Genomic DNA, 18,911 nt, shown 5'->3' with positions numbered 1-18,911 from the left:
GAGGTAACTTCTTTCGTGTTATTGAACTGAGTCTGATTACCTTTGCAACATGAAAGCAATAAAGACACTCATATTGATACTGACAATGATGTTCACAAAGACTCCTTCACATGCCCAATTCAATACGATTGGGTATGTGAAGAAGCATAGTATATCTAAAAAGAAGAGTCCACAAGAAACAACTCATGTTGCCACTGTGGACTCTGTGATGAAGGCAGATTCTTCCCGAGATGTTCTTCCTTATCTTCGGGCTTCGTTTCCGTTGAAAAGCATTCAGATCAATTCAAGGTTTGGAATGCGTAATCACCCGGTGAAGCACAAGACCATCATGCACAATGGCGTGGATCTGGCAGCTCATTACGAGAAAGTGTTTTCCATGTTTCCTGGAGAAGTGACTGGCGTTGGCCATGACAATCGCTCAGGTAAGTATGTCACAGTCAGAACTGTCGGCTATACCATCAGCTATTGCCATCTTTCTTCTTCCTGGGTATCAAAGGGGATGTTTGTCAATGCAGGAGAGGTGCTTGGGGTATCTGGAAGTTCCGGAATGTCAACTGGCCCTCATCTGCACCTGACAACAAAAAAGGATGGCAAGGTGTTTGACCCTGTCATCCTTCTGAAGTATGTTCAATGCATTACAAAGTAGTGCTTGATTGGTATTATTGCTTCTTGCATTTTACCCAAATAGATTCGTCACCAATAGACATTTTCATTTCTGATACTGTAGAAGTCGCAGAAATGATGGTGTAAGAAGCAAATAGTTACCCCAGTTCGGGATAAAATAGCGATTAGTTGCATGTGAAGACAGATACGCGAGTTCTCTTCCCATGCCATCAGACATGGGCTGTATATAAAGAATCGAAAGAGATTATTCTGTCTTTAGAACAATGAAAGTTGCTTCGTGTCTTCGATGCAGTATCCTTGCAATGCCATTGGCTTGTTGTCAAAGAAACAATATGCTCCCAATGCTGAGATGAGGTTCATGACAAAGTTGTTCACAGACCTATGACGCGAATGTACAATCTGTGCCGTATTCTTCAGCATGTCGTTAATTGTTTCGATAATGTATCTCTTGCGCAGCATCATTCTGTCATAGAACGGCATCAGCTTGTTTTTCATGTTTACGCGCAACCCTGTCACCAGCTGTATTCCATCCTCAAAGAGGAAGTCAAACAGCTTCTGTGAAATATAGCCTTTGTCAGCGAACAGCTTGCCATACAACCGTTTAGCAAGAACCTTGAATACATTCGGGTCCTTATCACTGACATTTGTGCCAGTAAGTACAAACGCAATTATCTCGCCTCTGTCATTACACGCAAGGTGGAGTTTAAAGCCATGGCACCAACCCATTGTTCCTTTTCCGTCAGTGGCAATTCCCTTGAATACCTTATTGGCATATCTCCTGAGATTATGGCATACGGGTATCATCGTGGAATCAACGAATGTTATGCCAGTACATCTTCCGAAAGCTCCCAGATTAAGGAAGAACATGAGCTGGAAGAACACGCGGCTTTCCAACTCCACAAAGCGGTTGTACGACACAGCTTTCGGAAAATACGACTTCATCGTACCCTTAATGAAGAACAGGTAGTAGTGCTTAAAATTGCGGAATGTACCAAAATGAAAATACAACAGAATGGTCATGATTTCACTGTCGGACAACGACGCTTGACGACGTCTACGCTTGGTTCCGCTATTGTCTTCAAGTAGGTTTCCTGCATTTTCTGCATCAAAATGTTTACAAAACTCGTCTATAATACAAAATAATTCTGTAACTTTGTAATCGGTAGTCATATCAAATATATTTGTAACTTGTTGTAAATCACCTATAAAGGTACAAAATATTTGTGAGACTACCAACTTTTTTATGAACTATTCTTATCCCGAACTGGGGTAAATAGTTCACCTTCAACATATGTATTCAGTGTGTTTCCTTTCAAAGACCATGTTCCTCGACCTGTTCCGAAATATCCGGAGCCGTAATATGAACCGTCTGCATTGAATGTGGCGTAAGTCTTTCTGAAAGGCCAGTCAACATACGTACCAGACTCCGATGTCTTTACTGCTGTCATTTCCCAGGTTCCCACAATCATAGACTTGTCATAGTCTCCATTGTCATCATCGTCACTGCTGCATGATATGAATGCAAAAGATGCTACCACGAGGGTAAGAAGGAAAAATAAATACTTTTTCATAATGTTCTTGTTATTTTGAATTTACCAATTGTCGTTTTCATTACCAGATAAGCCATTCTTGATGCACTCCTCAATCTTGTCCATTACAACATTAGAGTAGGCATGAGCCATGACAAGTGCTTTGCAGGAAGTCTTCTTGTGAGAGTCCTTCTTGGCAAAAGGATAACATTTATCAAGTGGCCAATTCTGATCAGAACGGGTAGGGATAGTGCCTCCCATTGCACCCATCCAACCGCCACCAACGGCAACATTGACAGAATAGAATGGTACTGTATAGGTAACACGAACCTTATTGTCCTTTATATCACACTTGATAACTGGTCTTAAATTAACGTTGTAAGAGTTAGTACCACCTGCATGTTGTGCAATACTCTCTACAAAACCCTGTGCGATGATGGTTCCCAATTCCTTGTCATTCAATTTGATGACGGAGTTCGCATCATTGAAAGTTGCGGTGAACCAATAGTTAAGCAACACATAAAGCTGATCTTTGGTCTTGCCTTCAGCAGGGATTACCTGAGTATAGGTGATGGCATTGTTCTTATCCAATGTCAACTGGGTACCGAGATTAGTTGCTGCATCAACCCATTTCTCTCCATACTTTTCTTTTGCGTACTTTTCCAACTCTTCTGCTCGCAGGATTTGAGCATCTACCGCACTGCATACAAATAATGCAGCAAATGCAACTAAAATAAACTTTTTCATTTTTCTATATTGTTTTGATATACATTATTCTTTTAAAAATCAAATCCAAGTTTGACGCTAACAGACTCTGTATCATATGTAGCAGGCTTGCGAGTATAACTCATATCATATCTGCCATTGAAACGTTCAAATGTTTCAAATTCAAGTTTCTCAGCAGCATATCCTACAGACAAGCTAAGTCCCTGTTTGTTATTCAATGCATATCTAACACCCAATGATGCCACCACGTAAAGACCACCATTATTGGTAACAAACGTTCCTCCTTTGATGTCAAAGAAAGGCGAAATCTTGCCTTTCGTGAAATTGCTGCGGAAGTTTGCGAAAACCGGAATATCTACTTTGCTATCTCTTACATCAAGTGGTATTTCCATATCACCAGTTTTATAAGATGACATAAAATGCAAGCCAGTACCAGCACCAAGGAAGATATAAGGATTTACTTGATAGCCATGTGTTGTATTGACTTCAAAACGACCAAAGTCATAGTCACCGATACCAACAGAATAACCTGCGTCAACATGGCCTTTATAGCCAGATTGCATACTTTGCGCATTGCTATTGATGGCTAAAGCCATTGTAGCTGCTAAAAGAATTGCTATTTTTTTCATAACCTTATAATATAATAATGTGAATAATCCATTTTCAGAAGGTAACTACCAACCGCAATTATCGTCATAGCACTCATCATTCTCGCAGCCTTCATACTCATCACGATCGCAATAACTACTATCATGATAGTCTTCATAAGAACAATCATGTTCGCAGCAACAGTCATCATAACCATCTTCATAGCCACGAGCATAATTTTCATGGTCTGAGGTATTATTACCAGCGTTGCGATGCGCTTTCTTTTGGCTGTTTGAAACGCCGCTTGAAAATAAAAAATCGAATAGTCCCATACCTTTTTCTATTAATGTTTAACTTCTGGTGCAAAGGTATGAATTGATTGTGCAGTCTATCTGCACAATCAAAAGAATGTGCAAGAATGAAAGAAAAAAAGCAGAAAGAACTATTTCTTCCTGCTTTAATAAGTTGTTTTGACTAATTATAATTGTCTTAATGTATCTACAAAGAATGCTTCTTTTGCTTTCATCTTTTCACAGAAGTCTGCATAAGATGTGGACGTATGACAAATCTCAATACCTAATATATATAGTGATGCAGATGAGTCCTTCAATCGTGATTTTGGAATTTTCTGCTGTCTTTCAGTCAAAGGAGCTATAAAAACTCCTTTCGATGCCTGTAAGTTAGTGATGTATGTAATTAACTGATGAAGGTCATTGCGATTTACTTTTGAAACTTTTTCATAACTTTCAAGCTTCTTGTATTTTGCATCGAGAACAATATCATCTTTATAGAAATCTGGATAACGGATTCCACTATGATCTTCAAACAAATAGATGCCACCTTTATGTTTCTTGTTTTCTGGATGCTTGAAGCCCTCTTTTTGTAGAATGGTATACAGATACTCTTCCCAAAGCCAGGCTCCATCAAACAGAATACCGCAAATCTCCTCATCTGTTTCTCCGTACTTTACTTCTTCCATTCTTAGAATCTGTAAGCAAAGGCATTGCAGGGGCTGGTATTCCGTATAGTAAGGATGACTCTTATGTCTAAGGTTCTTACCAATAATTGCACCACGCTCATTTTTGTTATATGAAGGAGTTAGTGAAATTATAGATTTTACATTGTCTATAGTTTCCTGGTCTAAACCTAATACGGATTGACCATATCTCTTTGACTTCATAAACTCAATTGTATGACGGATTAACTCTGTCATGTCATTATCATAGGTATATTCACGAGTGGAGTATGCCACATTTCCTGCAAACGGAATGTTTTGGGCAATATGCCGTCCCCAGTCAATCGTACCTTTTAATTTTGAGTCGTTATGTTTGAAGTTCTGATACTCTCTGTATATGCCCTGGCGCATTGCGTTCCTTAGCAAGTGAGGGAACATAAACATGATAAAGTCAAATACATCCTCTTTTTCGTTGTTGTGATTAAGGTCAAAGAGATTGAATGAAAAGACCTTTTGAAGCATGTAATGTAAGAGATAGTCGTCGCGTCCTTCGTCAAAGCGGGATTTGATTTTTATCTGCAGGTTTCCAACACCGATAAACCCCATCACATTTCCTGTGGTAATACGTACCTTTTCAGAGTCACTTGTATTTAGAATGGTCATAACTGAAGCTTCACCGACTTTGTCGTCTGAATCCTCTATACTAAAGGGAAATACTAGCAGATTCTCATTTTCATGACATAATTGAGCTATTGTCTTGTCGGCAATAGGGAATAAAGCTGAGATATCTTTACGAAGAAATATCCCAGCTTTTACCTGTCCAATATTATTGTCTGTTAAGTTAATTCTCATCGACCAATTCGTTATCATTAATATTTGAGTTGCTTTCTTTGGTATTGAAGTAAGCATTTCTCAACTTTTCCATGATTTCTTCTGATTTGCGGAAACCACGGATATATTCTCTAAGCAATGGTTCGATATTCATATTCCATAGCTTTTCAAAGTTTCCACCATTATCACCCAACTTTAAGAAGTATGATGGGCCAACTTGGTAGGCTGGACCAAGCCCTTCAATCTTGGATATCTCATTATTCAATCTTACCATAACGCTCTTTGCCTTAGTGGCACATTCGAGTTTGTCGAGCATAGATTGTGTATCTTCTGGCTTTATCTCCTTCCAGGTGAATCTGCGACGCATAGCAAAGTCCATGCTCTCGATACTACGGTCTATATCATTCATTGTACCAAGAATGAATACGTTTTCAGGAATATAAAATCCTTCTGTAAATACATCTGTTTCAGGGACAAGGTTCTGATATTGAGTCTTTACTCGTATATCTTTCTTGCCTCTATAACCAGGGTCAATGGCGTAGAATAACTCTCCAAATATTTTTGAAGCCTCTCCACGATTGATTTCATCAATGATGAAAACAAAATCTTTTTTAACTACGTTACTTGCTGTTAATGTTGAAATGTTCTTTTGTTTGTACACTTCTTTAAGTACAGCCCAGTAAGCAGAAGCATGACAACCTCCGATAGCATTCCTTACAGCATCGCTAATGTTTGAAATATTGTTCAAAGCCTCTGTTGTAGTAAATACTTTTGCAAGTTTTGCTAATCTGTCAAAAGAAACGGTATAAGTACGATTACTACTAGTTCCAGGAGTTTTCAGTTCTATATTATTAAAGTCTGTAACCTTAACCACCTCCATGGATTTTCCGTTTGTTTTAAGCTTAAATTCATTCAAATCACCATTATTAATTTTATCAATAACTGTATTATATTTATCATTCAGTGATTTTTCTTCCGATAACTCAGTGAGAGTTTTTTTGCTGTCCTCCAAATTCTTGATAGCTTTTTTACAAAACTCTTTAAAAATACCATCTTTACGCTCAAATCCCATCTGTCCATCAGACATCATAATAGGTCTCAGCCCTTCTACAAAATCAGTATAGTCGTAAGAGGGATGAAATTGCACAAAGCACATTTCGTCCTTACCACATCCCATTTCTCTTGCTATGGCCTGAGCCATAAAGGTCTTACCGGTACCAGGAGCACCAGTTAGAACTAAGTTCTTGCTTTCTTTAAGCAAGTCAATATATTTTTGATACATCATAGTGTTGTCTATTTTTGTTTCAACAAGATCATTTTCATTATCTTCCTTGTCAGTATCTGTATTTTTTAATAATGTCCTATTATAGTACCACAATACCGTTTGGGCTGTAAGTGGCATACTTTGAATACATCCATTATTCTTTATTTCGTCATTGATGGACAAAATCAATTCATTCTCTTTCTCAATCTCTGGAATAACGTATTGATCCAGTAATTCGTAAAAATGAACAAGCTTTAGACCTGCCTTTCGTGGCTTAACCTCTAAAAGTTTACATAAATTCTTATATACGTCATTTTTATAAAAAGTATATTTCTGAGGATTATGGAATGCCAAGAAACAACTGATAAGTCGCTCATCACACATTGCACTCGTATGATTGGTAAACTTTGCTTTGATCTTATCATCCCATAATGTTTTGCAACTTTCAGTAAAATTTTCTACTCTTTCTTGCAGAAGGATGTTTTCATCAAACAGTGCTCTAAAGAGTTTTCTATACTCTTCAGGTTCATATTTCGCAAAATTTCTAATTGCGGTAATCTGTGAACTAAAACATAGATTCTTAAATTCCAGTGAATTAATCTCTTTAGAAAAATTTACAGCATTAGGGTCAGGGTGTCCATTTTGTTTGGACACCAATTCCCATTTATATAATTCTTGCATTTGGTTTTCAGAATCACCATTTAGCCCATATTGGATTTGATGATTCTTGAATAATGTAACTATATCTCTTAAATTCATTTCGTATCTTCTATTGCTATATCAAATTTAATATCCTTATTACGATAGAGATAAATCTTTGTATCGTAGGTTATTGTCTCTACTTCAAATCGTTCGCCATTTGGCTGACGGGCAATGTTCCACTCGTTTATGAAACCTCCATCAGGATAGATAGAGAGCTTCTTGTTACCACAAGTAATTGACAAAACACGCCAATGGGTGAGGGTACGCTTAGGAACGGAAACGACAGGGAGTAAATGACCTTCTATGTTCTGATCATATTTGAGGTCATCTATCCATGCATTTGTGAAGTTCGTCAACCATTTGTCGCGCACTTCAGAAGATGGCATGTTGGTGCATATCTTGTTTGCATTGCCCTTGTCGTCTCTGTAGGCTTCAACTTTGAACTCGATGTCGAAGTTTGAACCAATCTGTTTCACTATGTGCCAGATGGTCTGTATGGTAATCATCATACCCATGATGCTCTTCAGATGTTCGTCCTGATAGCTAATCTTCAAATTGCCACCGTTCTGCTTAGCATAGGAAATGAACTCATCAATGAGACCATTCGATTTTGTTTGGAGAATTTCACCCAACTGATAGGTATGAATCTCCTTGAACTCATCACCAGCCAGTTTCAGCAGCATAGCCGATGGTTTATAAGACAAGTCCATAGACTTCGCAGAAGCAATAGGATTATCCGTGCGAACAAAGAACATGGTGTCATTGCCCCATTGGGCATTCAGTTGTGTATGTTCCTTATTACTCATGAAGTAAAGGCTGCCGTCAATGTAAGCAATAGGGTAGAGACCCTTGCTTGCCCATGGATTCTTCATATTCTTGACATCGCCGCCTTTAGCCCATGCTTTTATCTCACGGCACATTGCCACAACAGGTTCCACTATTGCAGTCTGTTCCGATTCCATCAGACAGAAAGTCGTAGTCTGGCTCTTTATCACAAAACGATTCATGAACTGTGGTTGCCATCCGTTTTCTCTATCCTCATAATCCCATTCGGCATAGTCATTGTCAGCAAACAGAACCAGTTCTTGATGGGATGCTGCAAATGCCTTCTCCAAATCGTATAATGTGGTTTGTGATGGCGAAGTACCAGGGAACGCATCCTTGATATTTTGTGGAACAGTATCACCCACCTCTTCCTCTTCTTCTATCCAAGCCAAAGCTGCATCTACATCAACGAACTTGGCATATCTGAGTGTAAACTTGTCGAGGAGCATATCCTTGGATTTCTTCTCACGAGCTTCCAACAGGAGTTTCTTCGTAGCCTTGATAACATCCTTCATTACCTGAATGTTAGCCATTTGGTTAGCATAGCCAGCTCCTCCAGGATTACAGTCGAAGATACAGAGATGACCGTTTGGCATGATGGCGAAGTCAACGGCTCCACGTTCTTTGCCCAGAATGTCCACCAAGGTCTGAGTGAAGGCTATACCCAATGTAAAGAGCAGGTTCTCCTCCTCATCACGGTTAGACATCCATTTGTTCTTTCCCTTATGGCGAATACGAATCTCGCTATAGTCGGTTTGTATTGTATCGCCAATAATCACATTGCGCTTCACCTTTGTTGTATCATGTGAGCAACCGCAAGCCTTGCGCATTTCCTTACCGGTGATTGCGAAATGGAATTTTGGCTTCTCAGGCTTTCCTTCCTTCTTTTCAGGCTTTATATTGTTAAACTCATACGGGAACTTCAATGGTTCATCCTTGTCTGCTACATCTTCTTCCAATACTGTACGTCCACATTTAGGACAGAAGCAATATCCATATCCCTTACCTTCGTTGTAATAGAGAATCTTGGCATTGCCTGAATCACTATTAGGGCGAACAGAGAAAAGATGAGGTTCCGTCACATTGTTTGCCCAGTCGTCAGCATCAATCAGCTGAGCACTAACTCGTGTATAGACATTACTGTCCATGATTCGGGTCTTGTCCTCATTCATATCTGGCATGAAACCAACTGGCTGAATCAGTTCCAGCCCATAATTATCATTCACAGTCCATTTGATCTGATTACTGAGCGTAGAATCATTAATCACCGTCTTGTCACTGTTTCGATAGATGGTCTTGTATGTTTTGTGGTTGTCATCATACATGTTGGTGATTTCTATACCACGAACGATATATACTACACCATCCACAGCCACGCTGTTGCCTGGCGCATACTGGGCGATGGCATCACGCAATGAGTAGGATGGATTGGATGATGTCATAGGAGTAAAGAAGTCTTTCTTGCCATTGCTGTTCAAATCGAGCGTGAGTACGTTGACCGGCATATTGGCATTCGGAGTGAAACGACTGGTTGCCCAGAAGTTCAACAATCGCTTATACAACACCTCTATATACTGCATTTTCAGCTTGATGCGGAATTTGTCCGTGATAGGACCACCTCCCGAAAATGCAGTCTTGTAGTCTATCAGTTTGTTGCGCAGTTCAGAATAGCAACGCTCGTTGATTTCCTGAGCATTCTTGACCACCTGATTGATTTGATCATCATAAACCGTACCACTCAAAAGTTTCATCAAGTCCTTACGTACCTCTGGTTCAAGTTGCTTGGAACATAGAATGTTGAATTTCTCATACATTGTTCCCTTTGGATCGCCAAGCAGGTCGTTAGGGTCGGCATTACTTGAATTGTCCTTCACAAACTCTATTTTACCGTTGATTACCTTCACTTCAAATGGGGTATAATAGTCTGCTACTTTTTGTGTCAGGCGTCCACCATTGGCACCTTCGGTAAACACGCCAAAGGCACGTACAAGGAATGAGTTTACATGACGCTGAATCACCTGAGGACTCTTCAAATCTACAGATGGTACTCTTACTGGTCGACTGATAATCTTGTCTATAGGATTACTCAAAGTTCTGAGACCTATTACATCTGATCCACAAAGAGTTATACAGGCACTGCGAACTTTATTGTTACGTCCGCTTCGACCTGCACGCTGCTTATAGTTGGCAGGCAGAGGAGGAACACTCGACAGCAATACTACCTCCAGGTTACCCAAGTCCACACCCATCTCCATAGTTGTAGAGCAGGCAAGAATATTGATGGTATGATCCTTGAACTTCGACTGCAATCCACGAGCCACACTCTTATCTACCTGAGCAGTATGCTCCTGCTGTACAAAGAGATTTGGGAAGACATGAATATCCTCCAGACGGTCTGAGAATACACCATCTGTTCCCCAAATGTTATTGTTCCAAAGTAAGGCTCTATGCGTCTTAGCCCAGGATTCTATAGTCTTTTTGTCTGCTTCCTTTGCTGAACCCTTATAGTATGGGAAAGCCTCCCAATGTTCATGCAAGTCCTCACGTAATTCCACAGGAGTAGTACCCTCCAGATATGGAGAGAAACGCTTGAAATTGTTTCCGATAGGGCGCAGGCAGACTGCATGGCGGTTACCGTCTGCTTTTGTATCGCAAAGATAAACGTCATCATAGAGCTTGAAGCACAGGTCATTGAGATTGAAACGAGGCGCATTGTCTTTTTCATTGACAAAGTGTCCTGTATCATCCAGACGCTGACCCACCTGCAATATCTTATACTCATCGCCTGTCAGAGTTTCCCAAAGAGAATCTATTACGGCTGAAATCTCTTGAAAATACTGACGCTGAGCATCGTTCATGGTCAATGTGTTGTCATCACGTGCTATCAGCGCACAGAGATAACGCACAATACGGGCTGTTGAAACCTTACCTTCTTCCAGTTTAGGTTTGTTAAATGGACGACGGCGAGGCTTCTCTGTAGCAAAACGTACCGTTGAGAAGATGTCTATCTTGTCATTTCCTGGAATGCGAAGATAGAAAGACTGGTTGCTTCGTACCGTATAGTCGAGATAAACCTGCATCAGGTTTCTCCAGTCCTCTTCTGTAATCTGGTTAGCTGGGTTGTCAAGTAAATCATTGAAGTCCTCTACGGCCTTTGGCAACTTGATTTTCTTCAGTTGAGGATAACATGTCTCAAACAAACCCAAAGTTTCTGGAGATGCTGCAGATGCAGGACGATGTGCCAGATACATCACCATAATACTTTGGATATACTTGTCAATGATTTCATCAGATGGAAGTCCGTTTTCCACCTCATCGCTATCACCCGAACGCTTCACGAATACGGATGCAAATACCGGACAGTATGGATCATTTTTCAGAAGTTCTGCTATCTCTGACCAGGTCATATACTTGCACGACATCTCGTCCAGCTGCTTCTGAACCACCTTAGGATCAGGCGACTGGAGATTAGCCATCATTGGCGTATATTTCATCATAGACATAGGATCTGCTTGAACAGCAGCTAAGATTTGTGCCATAGCAGCCTCTTTGGTCAGACCATTTGCCTTCCTGCGACACAGTTCATGGTATATGGTACTGTTGAACCACATACGTTCCTGTTCCAGATTCTGTTTCAAGGTAGCCTTTGCTGCAGCCTGACGGCTATCAACAAAACTGATATATTGCTGACCGTCATGAAGTACGATGCCGCCCGTCTTTGAATCGCCTTTATCCAACTGATCAAGGATGCTTGGAGCCATCATGCGTGAGATGAAGTCGGCAGAAAGACGGAACTTCTGAAGACGGTTGTCTTCCATATTTCCGTTTGCATCACCTTCCACATCCTGGTCTGTATTGTGGTTCTTGGTCTGTTTGGCATTGCAGTAAGGACAGCATCCCTGAATGTTTCCAACAACATGCCAACTGCCCGTTTCTTTTTCATCGGCAGGAGTCAATGGTTGAAGTTTTCCTCCAGGAACCAAACGGAATTTCACGTTACCGTCTCCCTTCATGTTCTTTTCATTAGAGAGTCCGAAGATGGCATACTTCTTCGTTGAGTTGTCATTACTTTCTGCCATGTCGAGGTCGAACATATCGCTATCATCAGTTGCGATGGCCTCATAAGTCCAATCCTCAGTATTGACAGAAGCCAATGCTACATACTCGCCACAATGCTTGCATCGGCTGAGTTCCAGCAGTGGAGCTTCCTCGATAGGAGTCAATGACAGAGCATCTTCACCAATCTTCTTTCCGATGGCGTTTTCTGTATATATCTTGAAAGAACCATCAGCAAACTCATTCAATCGGACAAAGAGTCCGTTGTTAGGGACACGATAGAAGTAGTGTACCTTCAATTTACATACAGGCATCTTCAGTCCTTCAGACTTGCAGCGGTCTTCTTCACGCTGACACATCTCGTCAAGACATTGCAGTTTCTGACTGATAGATGCATTTTCAGGATATAGTTCATCCAGAGATATATAGTCAGCCTTGAAAATCTTTCTCCAACGATCTTCGTCATCACCCTTTGGAATTTCTGTTTCTCCGATACGCTTACCTCCAATAGCTTCCACCTGGTCAGTTCTTACGCCAGTGATACCGGCAATAAACTCCTTCAGTTCTCTTTCTTCCTTCTCTTTGTCCTCACCATTTCCGAAGGTAGCAGATGATGTTGCGAAACGAACATTCTGTGCATCCACCTTGAAGGCGAGAAGCACTCGGCGAAGAAGCATGGCAAGTTCTGCTGCGCCTGCTCCAGTATAAGAGTGAGTCTCGTCGATAGCAACCCAGCGAAGACTATGCTTTCCTGCAACAATCAACTTCGCATCGGCTCCTCTCAGCAAGATGTATTCCAGCATGGTTGGGTTGGTCAATACGATATGGGGAGGATTGTTGCGAACATCCTTACGGGTATAGATCATGTGGGGATATTTCGAGTTCTTCAGCTCGTAATGTCCTTGACCGTCAAGATCATTCTTTACCCATTCATATTTGCCTCCTGTCACATGCTCAATACGACGGCGCATTTTCTCTGCATCATCCGACTTGTCTGTATTTCTTGGTTCCATCTCTGGCAGGTCACCATTATATACAGTATAGGTCAGGCGAGTGCCGGTAGAAGATTCGGCAACCGTCAGAAGTTCTTCCAGACGTTCCTTCTGATCTTCCATCAAGGCGTTGAGAGGATAGAGAAAGAGAGCCTGTATCTCATTTGGTAGTGCGTTTTGTGAGAGGTCATAAATCAATGGCATCATAAAGCACTCCGTCTTACCAGAACCAGTACCCGTGGTCACGACTATCGACTTTGGCTTATCGTCTGCCGTTCTTTGTCTGAGCAATACATCCCAGCATTTATACTGATGCTCGTATGGAGAATATTTAAAGTTCCACAGTTTGCCCACCAAAGCCTTGGCTTCCTCAGCTTTCTCAGGCGCAACTGGGATATATGAGTTCATGCATTGAACTACAGGCACGGCATTTTCAGGCGCAAATAGATTGCCGATAAGAGTCTTCATCTGCTTGATGTATGAGCGCTGACTGTCGTTGTTCGACTCACCGCACCACATCGCAACGAGGGCTCTTTCCACCGCTGTTCTATTGTTGTTATATAGTTCAGAGAAGTTCATAATCTTGTTATATTTCTTGTCTATATTTCGTTATCTATGTGTATATTAAACTCTTGCCAGTCAAATCCAGACTCTTCGGCAAAGCGGAGCAGTCCTTGTTTGTCTTCTGGCGTTAATGTGCCGTTTCTCTTTTCGAGTAAAGGCTCATATATTTCCGACACAATCTTGTCCTTGTCCATATCTCTCAATGGCTTCATCAGGAAGAAGTATGTTCCATAATGATTTGCCACTTCAAAAGATTTAAGGATGGATTCCGTAACAGATTCCTCGATGTCGTCCCATGCCCATGGATCATTGTCGATATCCATTCCCAGGTTGCATTGCAGATTTTCTGTCGTGCTGATGTCTTGAAATATCACGCCCATATTCTTTGAGTCTGCATCTTCATTTGGATTGATAGGCTCAGGTTCAGTCTGCTCATCATAGTTCCAGTATAGAGCTTGTTCTTCTTTCCATGAACTGTGCTCTTGATCATTGCCGAAACAAACTACCAGGCTTTCAGGAGCCATGGCATCGAGTAGCTTTCCTACATAGTGATTGTCATTTCTCCAGGCGTTTAAGGCAGCTTCACCTACCGATGGATTACCTGAGATATTGATGAAGTCCTGCGAATAAATACTACGCAGATTCCTGCATTCGTATGCCTGATAACCTTTCTCGCTGAAGTCATTCAGCTGAACCCTGTCTTTGAAGATGTAAGGAAGATTGAGCTTTTCCTCATCATTCAGATACTCGATAATCTTGCCGTCAAGCATAACCTCTTTCAATAGGGTTGGCCGATAGACATCTACTTCATAGTAGCTTTCACCTTCACCGTACCTTATGGGTAGTGTAGGGGAGAGAGGATTTCCATCAATCGGGATTTCATCTTGAAGTTCAGCCTCTGTTCCGTCCACTTCCTTGTATCGAATGAGAGTCCGCTCAAAGTCTCGCTTAATAGGCGATGCTTTCTCCATTCTTGGCAGATAAACTACGGTAAACAATAACGGCTTTCCTTTTATTGTTACCCTTAATGTCACCTCACCATACGGAGGCTCATCCATCTTTGTCCATTCTGCATATCTGCCGTTCTCTTGCTTGAATTCTATCATTTCTGCCTCGGTTTCCTCCTCTGGCTGAGCATGGAGAATATCATCCTTTGTAGCAAAATGGCGAACGATCACATCTTCCCATCCAAATATCAGTGGCAGTTCATCTACCTCATATTCATCGCTGATGTCTGGGTCGTCTATATAGTAATGCTTCACCTTTCCGCCACCCACATATCTAATGGTGTCGGTATAAAGCCTTGTGGTTACCTGGTCATAGCCTATGCGGTTATACAGGTTAATTTCCTTGCCTTGCTCATCCAGGAAGCTGACGCAATCATAGATGTAAATCCAGTTCCATGTATCGGTTGTACCAAACTTCTGGTCACGGAATCGCTTGCGATATACTTCTTCGGAAAAGGTCTCATCCTTCAAGTTGCAGCGGTTTGAAAACAGCACTGCCGTTTCCTTCTGCGTGTTCTGGGTAGAAGACCATGCTTCCCCATAGTCTCCCTGTCGCCAGAGTTGGATGTATTCTGTTGTATTTTGTGTTTGAGCCAGATATTCATTACCATCGTCATCCTTCACCACGATTTCGATCTTATCAAATCGTGATGTAGGGATGTTTTTAATCTGTACTCCTTTTTCTACGCCAAAGGCAACGAAGTCGTTCACGCTGTGGTTCAGATAGGTGATGATAGGATTTTCCATGGTCGATGGTTCTATCACCTCATCGCCTCTTTTGAACCTTATATATATAAATAGGTGTAATTGCTTCTCAGGGTTTGGCACGCCCCAGAGATGCACACGATCATAACGAAGATACTGGTGCAAACCTCCACCAACCTCCTCTGGCTTCAGCCAAAGGTTGAGTCGGCGTGTCATAAAGGTATAGTCTGGCGAGAATATTACTTGCCATTCAAAACGGAATTTTACCTTTAATATCTCATCGTTGGCAGCCTTGATAGTTGCCACGAATCGATTCACGTCAGATGCAGCATCCTGCAGATCGTCTTCATGGAAGGGCATTTCACCATTCAGAATCTCCTTCATGTATTCATAAAGAGAATGCTGTCGCTTGATGCTCTCTCTGAAGGCTGCAGCTCTTGATGCTTCATCCAGATTTTCCAATGTATAGTTCTCGCCATGATAGATACGGCAAAGTCCCTTCAGGAACTTCATCTTGTCATGTCGGTTCAGTTCATGCTGTATGGCAAGACCACCAAGCACATAGATGGAGTAGAGCCATCGCTTCTGTCCGCTATCATCCTGATATAGATAGCGTTTCTTGCTGATGCCTGAGTTGGACCAGAGTGTTTCCAAATCCAGATTCTCTATCAGTGGGTTTCTGTTGCCACTTTGGTATTTGCGCTTATACCATTCTGCCATATAGACAATGGTTGATGTGGCATTTTCGGGTTTTGCCAACGCTGCTACTCCACAATCAGACATAATAGCGCTTAGGCAGACTTCAAGTTCATTGAAATCTGCCTCCGACAATCTCAGCTTCCAAACGTATGGATGCGTGATGTCCAGGGATGCTATTTTGTCTGCAAGCTTCTTGCTTAGTCTTGTTTCCATATTTTAATTTCTTTCTTCATGCCTCGGTATGCGTCACGCAAATCCCTTAACGGATGTTCCGAATCCTTGATATGATGAATCATACTGTGGCAGTTGCTGCATAGCGGTACCAGATTTTCCAGGAAGTCTTTGGGCACACCATCGGTCTCGTATGTGGAAATCATCTTTAGATGATGCACTTCCATGAAGTTGGCACCCAGTTCTTTGCCGTAGGTTCCCTCAAAATCCATTCCGCAGCATTGACATTGATAGCCATACTTGTCAAGGCACATCTGCCGGAGCTGAGGATTGCGCCTTATCACATCCATCTCTTTCAGAATATGCTTCCGTTCGCCTTCGGTTTCTTCCCGGAATGATGGAGTAGAAAGTACTGATGGTTCCGCATCAGATGGCAAATCCTCTATGGCAATCTTTGTTTTGATGAGATTGTGGAATGCTTTTGATTCCAGGAACCCTGACCATGTTTTTAGATGTAAAGAATACCTGTTGTCAGCAGCATTGTCTTCTGTTCTCATCAGTCCGTCTATAGCCATATCATGGCGTACTCGGTCATAGAAGTTATGGTCGAGCTGCGTATAGATGCTTTCAAAGTTTGGCGACTCATGCTTTCGGATGAAGTCTGCCAATTCCGATTCTGTGAATCGGGCAAACTCTTCTGCATCAGGCCTGCGTTTCAGATATTCTTCCACGTATGCCTTGCGGATGGATGCTGGTGTTGGTATCTCTTGTTTCATTGCCCTCATTCTATTTTTCGGAAATCTCACTATTATTTACTACCCAATAACCATGTGCGCTACTTCCTACACGATGGATTAGTTCCTTTTTCTTTAAACATTTTACTATTTTGTAGATAGTAGTTACACCTAATGATAAGCTTTTTCCAATTTGCTCATATGTAATTTGGGTGTTTTGTTTAATGAGGGATAATACTTCTTTTTCAGAGTTTGTAAGAGTTTCAGTTTGATTCTTTACCTCACTCTTTACCTCACTCTTTACCTCACTCTTTACCTCACTCTTTACCTCACATCCGTTTTCAGGAGTGATTTCTTTGTTTATAGTATATGTGGTCCAGCGGTTTTTGCTTTCTTGGTTAAGCAGGTTTTTATCAACCATATTATGTAATAACTTGCCTATTTCCAGAGAGTTCATTCCAAGCATTTGCTGCAGTTCCATATTACTTACGCTATCACCATTCCAAACGTATGCCATTACTTGTTGCTCATTGGCAGTAAAGCTATTGTATGTTTCTTCGCCATAATAAGCTTTCATTTCTGCTAAAGTTGATGCTGGAAGAAGACTTACCATAGGCAGAGTGAGATCTACCTGACGCAATTCTGTTCGATCTATCAAGATCGGTTTGCGCCAGTTTTGTTCCTTCCATGTCTTTAATATTGTTGGATAGCCACTACCAATGTTTTCACCATAGCCAATCATACGCAGCATATTTTGTATTCGTGGATTTCTTGCTTTAGAATTACCACCATGCATGATGTCCTCCATTGGCAGTTTAAGCGAGCCTGGATTTGAGAAGAGAAATTCTTTCTCGTACTTCTCTATTTTCAGTACACCTGTGATGAGTAGATCAGCGTGGATAATCATATTGGTCAGAGCTTCACGAACGGCTTTGTGTATAGGGGTGTCATCGATACGTTCCATACCTTCGAGTTTGAATGGGCGTTTCAAATCTTGCGTGAGTTTGGCAATAACTCGCATAAAGAAGTTAAAAAGGTTGTTTTCCCATGTTCCATCATATGTCAATCGGTCGCTCCAACGGCTATCTGCTTCTAAGTTGGTCTTGTCTATATAGTCCATACGTATGTTGTCGAAGCGGTCACGCACAGGAAGTCCTTTGCCGAACATCATGAGTCCGGCTACGGTTAATCCCTCGCGATGCGTGTTTCTATCAAAAACATATCCTCCCATATTTCTCAGAAACTCTTTGTCGTCAAGTTGATTGAAAGCATGATCCACATTTCTCACTTCAAAACGATTACGGTATGCGTGTAGGGTAGGCATGTCTATGTCGTTTAAATCATAATTTTCTACCAATGTACCATCGTTGCCATTTTCATTTGCATCACGCAACATTGATTTTACTTCTTCATCTGTGCAATGATAGTCTCCTTCAAAGTTGCGCTTATACGAACCTCCTATCAGGTTCTTATTGATGTAGATAGGACGCATGGTATAGTTTGCCATAGGTACGTGTATGGCTATAATGTTTTTGCCATTATAGTCAATACATTCCACATTGTCCTCCATGAGAATATTACGACTTACCTTATCACTATTAATAGTGTCCCAAAATGATTTCAGGATTTTGTCGGTATCGTTAACTCCTGTGACTTCTAAACGTCCTTGCTCAATTGTACGATTTCGGCGTTCCTTGATACCAAGTACAATTGTTCCGCCAATAGTGTTGGCAAAGGAAGAATAGGTTTCCCATACCGACTTTGGAAGCTCGTTTGTGGCTTCCTTATATTCTATGTTTATGCGCTCACCATAGAGCATCATATCGTTTATATCGTTTGATGTCATATTGTCTTTATTTTAAGTTATGGTTTAACTCTTTTTCCTTTTAAAATTACATTCAGTACCACTTTTAGTACCGCTTAACTGGTACTGGAGTTT

At 41.2% G+C, this 18,911-nt stretch carries 12 protein-coding genes; 1 reads left to right on the top strand and 11 read right to left on the bottom strand.

What is annotated here, in order from left to right; all coding sequences use genetic code 11:
- Window positions 1–49 precede the first annotated feature (49 nt).
- Complete coding sequence (locus KUA46_RS05385; RefSeq protein ID WP_218486597.1) at window positions 50–646, top strand: M23 family metallopeptidase; 597 nt, start codon at window positions 50–52, stop codon at window positions 644–646.
- Between the two features lie 233 nt (window positions 647–879).
- On the opposite strand, the gene KUA46_RS05380 is transcribed toward KUA46_RS05385, so the two are convergent.
- The 11 genes from KUA46_RS05380 to KUA46_RS05330 all read right to left on the bottom strand — a co-directional run bounded on the left by KUA46_RS05380 (window position 880) and on the right by KUA46_RS05330 (window position 18,818).
- Window positions 880–1,794 (bottom strand): IS982 family transposase, encoded by a 915-nt coding sequence (locus KUA46_RS05380; RefSeq protein ID WP_218486596.1) that lies wholly within the window; start codon window positions 1,792–1,794, stop codon window positions 880–882.
- A gap of 71 nt (window positions 1,795–1,865) precedes the next feature.
- Window positions 1,866–2,195, bottom strand: coding sequence for a lipocalin family protein (locus KUA46_RS05375; protein WP_218486595.1), 330 nt, complete (start codon window positions 2,193–2,195; stop codon window positions 1,866–1,868).
- A gap of 21 nt (window positions 2,196–2,216) precedes the next feature.
- Window positions 2,217–2,900 carry a DUF4468 domain-containing protein gene (locus KUA46_RS05370; RefSeq protein WP_218486594.1) on the bottom strand — a complete coding sequence of 228 codons (684 nt, stop codon included), beginning with the start codon at window positions 2,898–2,900 and terminating at the stop codon, window positions 2,217–2,219.
- A gap of 32 nt (window positions 2,901–2,932) precedes the next feature.
- Complete coding sequence (locus KUA46_RS05365) at window positions 2,933–3,508, bottom strand: hypothetical protein (RefSeq protein WP_218486593.1); 576 nt, start codon at window positions 3,506–3,508, stop codon at window positions 2,933–2,935.
- 45 nt (window positions 3,509–3,553) lie between these two features.
- Window positions 3,554–3,799: a hypothetical protein gene (locus KUA46_RS05360; RefSeq protein ID WP_218486592.1), complete on the bottom strand. Its 246-nt coding sequence runs from the start codon at window positions 3,797–3,799 to the stop codon at window positions 3,554–3,556.
- A gap of 146 nt (window positions 3,800–3,945) precedes the next feature.
- Window positions 3,946–5,274, bottom strand: a complete 1,329-nt coding sequence (locus KUA46_RS05355; protein WP_218486591.1) for an McrC family protein — start codon at window positions 5,272–5,274, stop codon at window positions 3,946–3,948.
- Window positions 5,264–7,276, bottom strand: a complete 2,013-nt coding sequence (locus KUA46_RS05350) for an McrB family protein (protein ID WP_218486590.1) — start codon at window positions 7,274–7,276, stop codon at window positions 5,264–5,266. Before KUA46_RS05350 ends, KUA46_RS05355 begins: the two co-directional genes overlap by 11 nt.
- On the bottom strand, window positions 7,273–13,671 hold the full coding sequence (locus KUA46_RS05345) for a DEAD/DEAH box helicase (protein ID WP_218486589.1): 6,399 nt from the start codon (window positions 13,669–13,671) through the stop codon (window positions 7,273–7,275). The genes KUA46_RS05350 and KUA46_RS05345 overlap by 4 nt, the downstream gene beginning before the upstream one ends.
- 20 nt (window positions 13,672–13,691) lie before the next feature.
- Window positions 13,692–16,280 (bottom strand): hypothetical protein, encoded by a 2,589-nt coding sequence (locus KUA46_RS05340; protein ID WP_218486588.1) that lies wholly within the window; start codon window positions 16,278–16,280, stop codon window positions 13,692–13,694.
- Complete coding sequence (locus tag KUA46_RS05335; RefSeq protein ID WP_218486587.1) at window positions 16,265–17,014, bottom strand: HNH endonuclease; 750 nt, start codon at window positions 17,012–17,014, stop codon at window positions 16,265–16,267. Before KUA46_RS05335 ends, KUA46_RS05340 begins: the two co-directional genes overlap by 16 nt.
- A gap of 10 nt (window positions 17,015–17,024) precedes the next feature.
- Window positions 17,025–18,818, bottom strand: a complete 1,794-nt coding sequence (locus tag KUA46_RS05330) for an RNA-binding domain-containing protein (protein ID WP_218486586.1) — start codon at window positions 18,816–18,818, stop codon at window positions 17,025–17,027.
- Window positions 18,819–18,911 lie beyond the last annotated feature (93 nt).

This window comes from Segatella copri (assembly GCF_019249765.2).
Lineage (GTDB): Bacteria > Bacteroidota > Bacteroidia > Bacteroidales > Bacteroidaceae > Prevotella > Prevotella copri_K.
Note: the sequence above shows the minus strand (reverse complement) of the source record. Positions and strands in the feature narration are given on the sequence as shown.

Bases quoted from the DNA above. Each gene is read 5' to 3' on its own strand.
- KUA46_RS05375 (WP_218486595.1), bottom strand. From the start codon at position 2,195: ATGAAAAAGTATTTATTTTTCCTTCTTACCCTCGTGGTAGCATCTTTT.
- KUA46_RS05340 (WP_218486588.1), bottom strand. From the start codon at position 16,280: ATGGAAACAAGACTAAGCAAGAAGCTTGCAGACAAAATAGCATCCCTG.
- KUA46_RS05335 (WP_218486587.1), bottom strand. From the start codon at position 17,014: ATGAAACAAGAGATACCAACACCAGCATCCATCCGCAAGGCATACGTG.
- KUA46_RS05385 (WP_218486597.1), top strand. From the start codon at position 50: ATGAAAGCAATAAAGACACTCATATTGATACTGACAATGATGTTCACA.
- KUA46_RS05355 (WP_218486591.1), bottom strand. From the start codon at position 5,274: ATGAGAATTAACTTAACAGACAATAATATTGGACAGGTAAAAGCTGGG.
- KUA46_RS05370 (WP_218486594.1), bottom strand. From the start codon at position 2,900: ATGAAAAAGTTTATTTTAGTTGCATTTGCTGCATTATTTGTATGCAGT.
- KUA46_RS05350 (WP_218486590.1), bottom strand. From the start codon at position 7,276: ATGAATTTAAGAGATATAGTTACATTATTCAAGAATCATCAAATCCAA.
- KUA46_RS05365 (WP_218486593.1), bottom strand. From the start codon at position 3,508: ATGAAAAAAATAGCAATTCTTTTAGCAGCTACAATGGCTTTAGCCATC.
- KUA46_RS05330 (WP_218486586.1), bottom strand. From the start codon at position 18,818: ATGACATCAAACGATATAAACGATATGATGCTCTATGGTGAGCGCATA.
- KUA46_RS05345 (WP_218486589.1), bottom strand. From the start codon at position 13,671: ATGAACTTCTCTGAACTATATAACAACAATAGAACAGCGGTGGAAAGA.
- KUA46_RS05380 (WP_218486596.1), bottom strand. From the start codon at position 1,794: ATGACTACCGATTACAAAGTTACAGAATTATTTTGTATTATAGACGAG.
- KUA46_RS05360 (WP_218486592.1), bottom strand. From the start codon at position 3,799: ATGGGACTATTCGATTTTTTATTTTCAAGCGGCGTTTCAAACAGCCAA.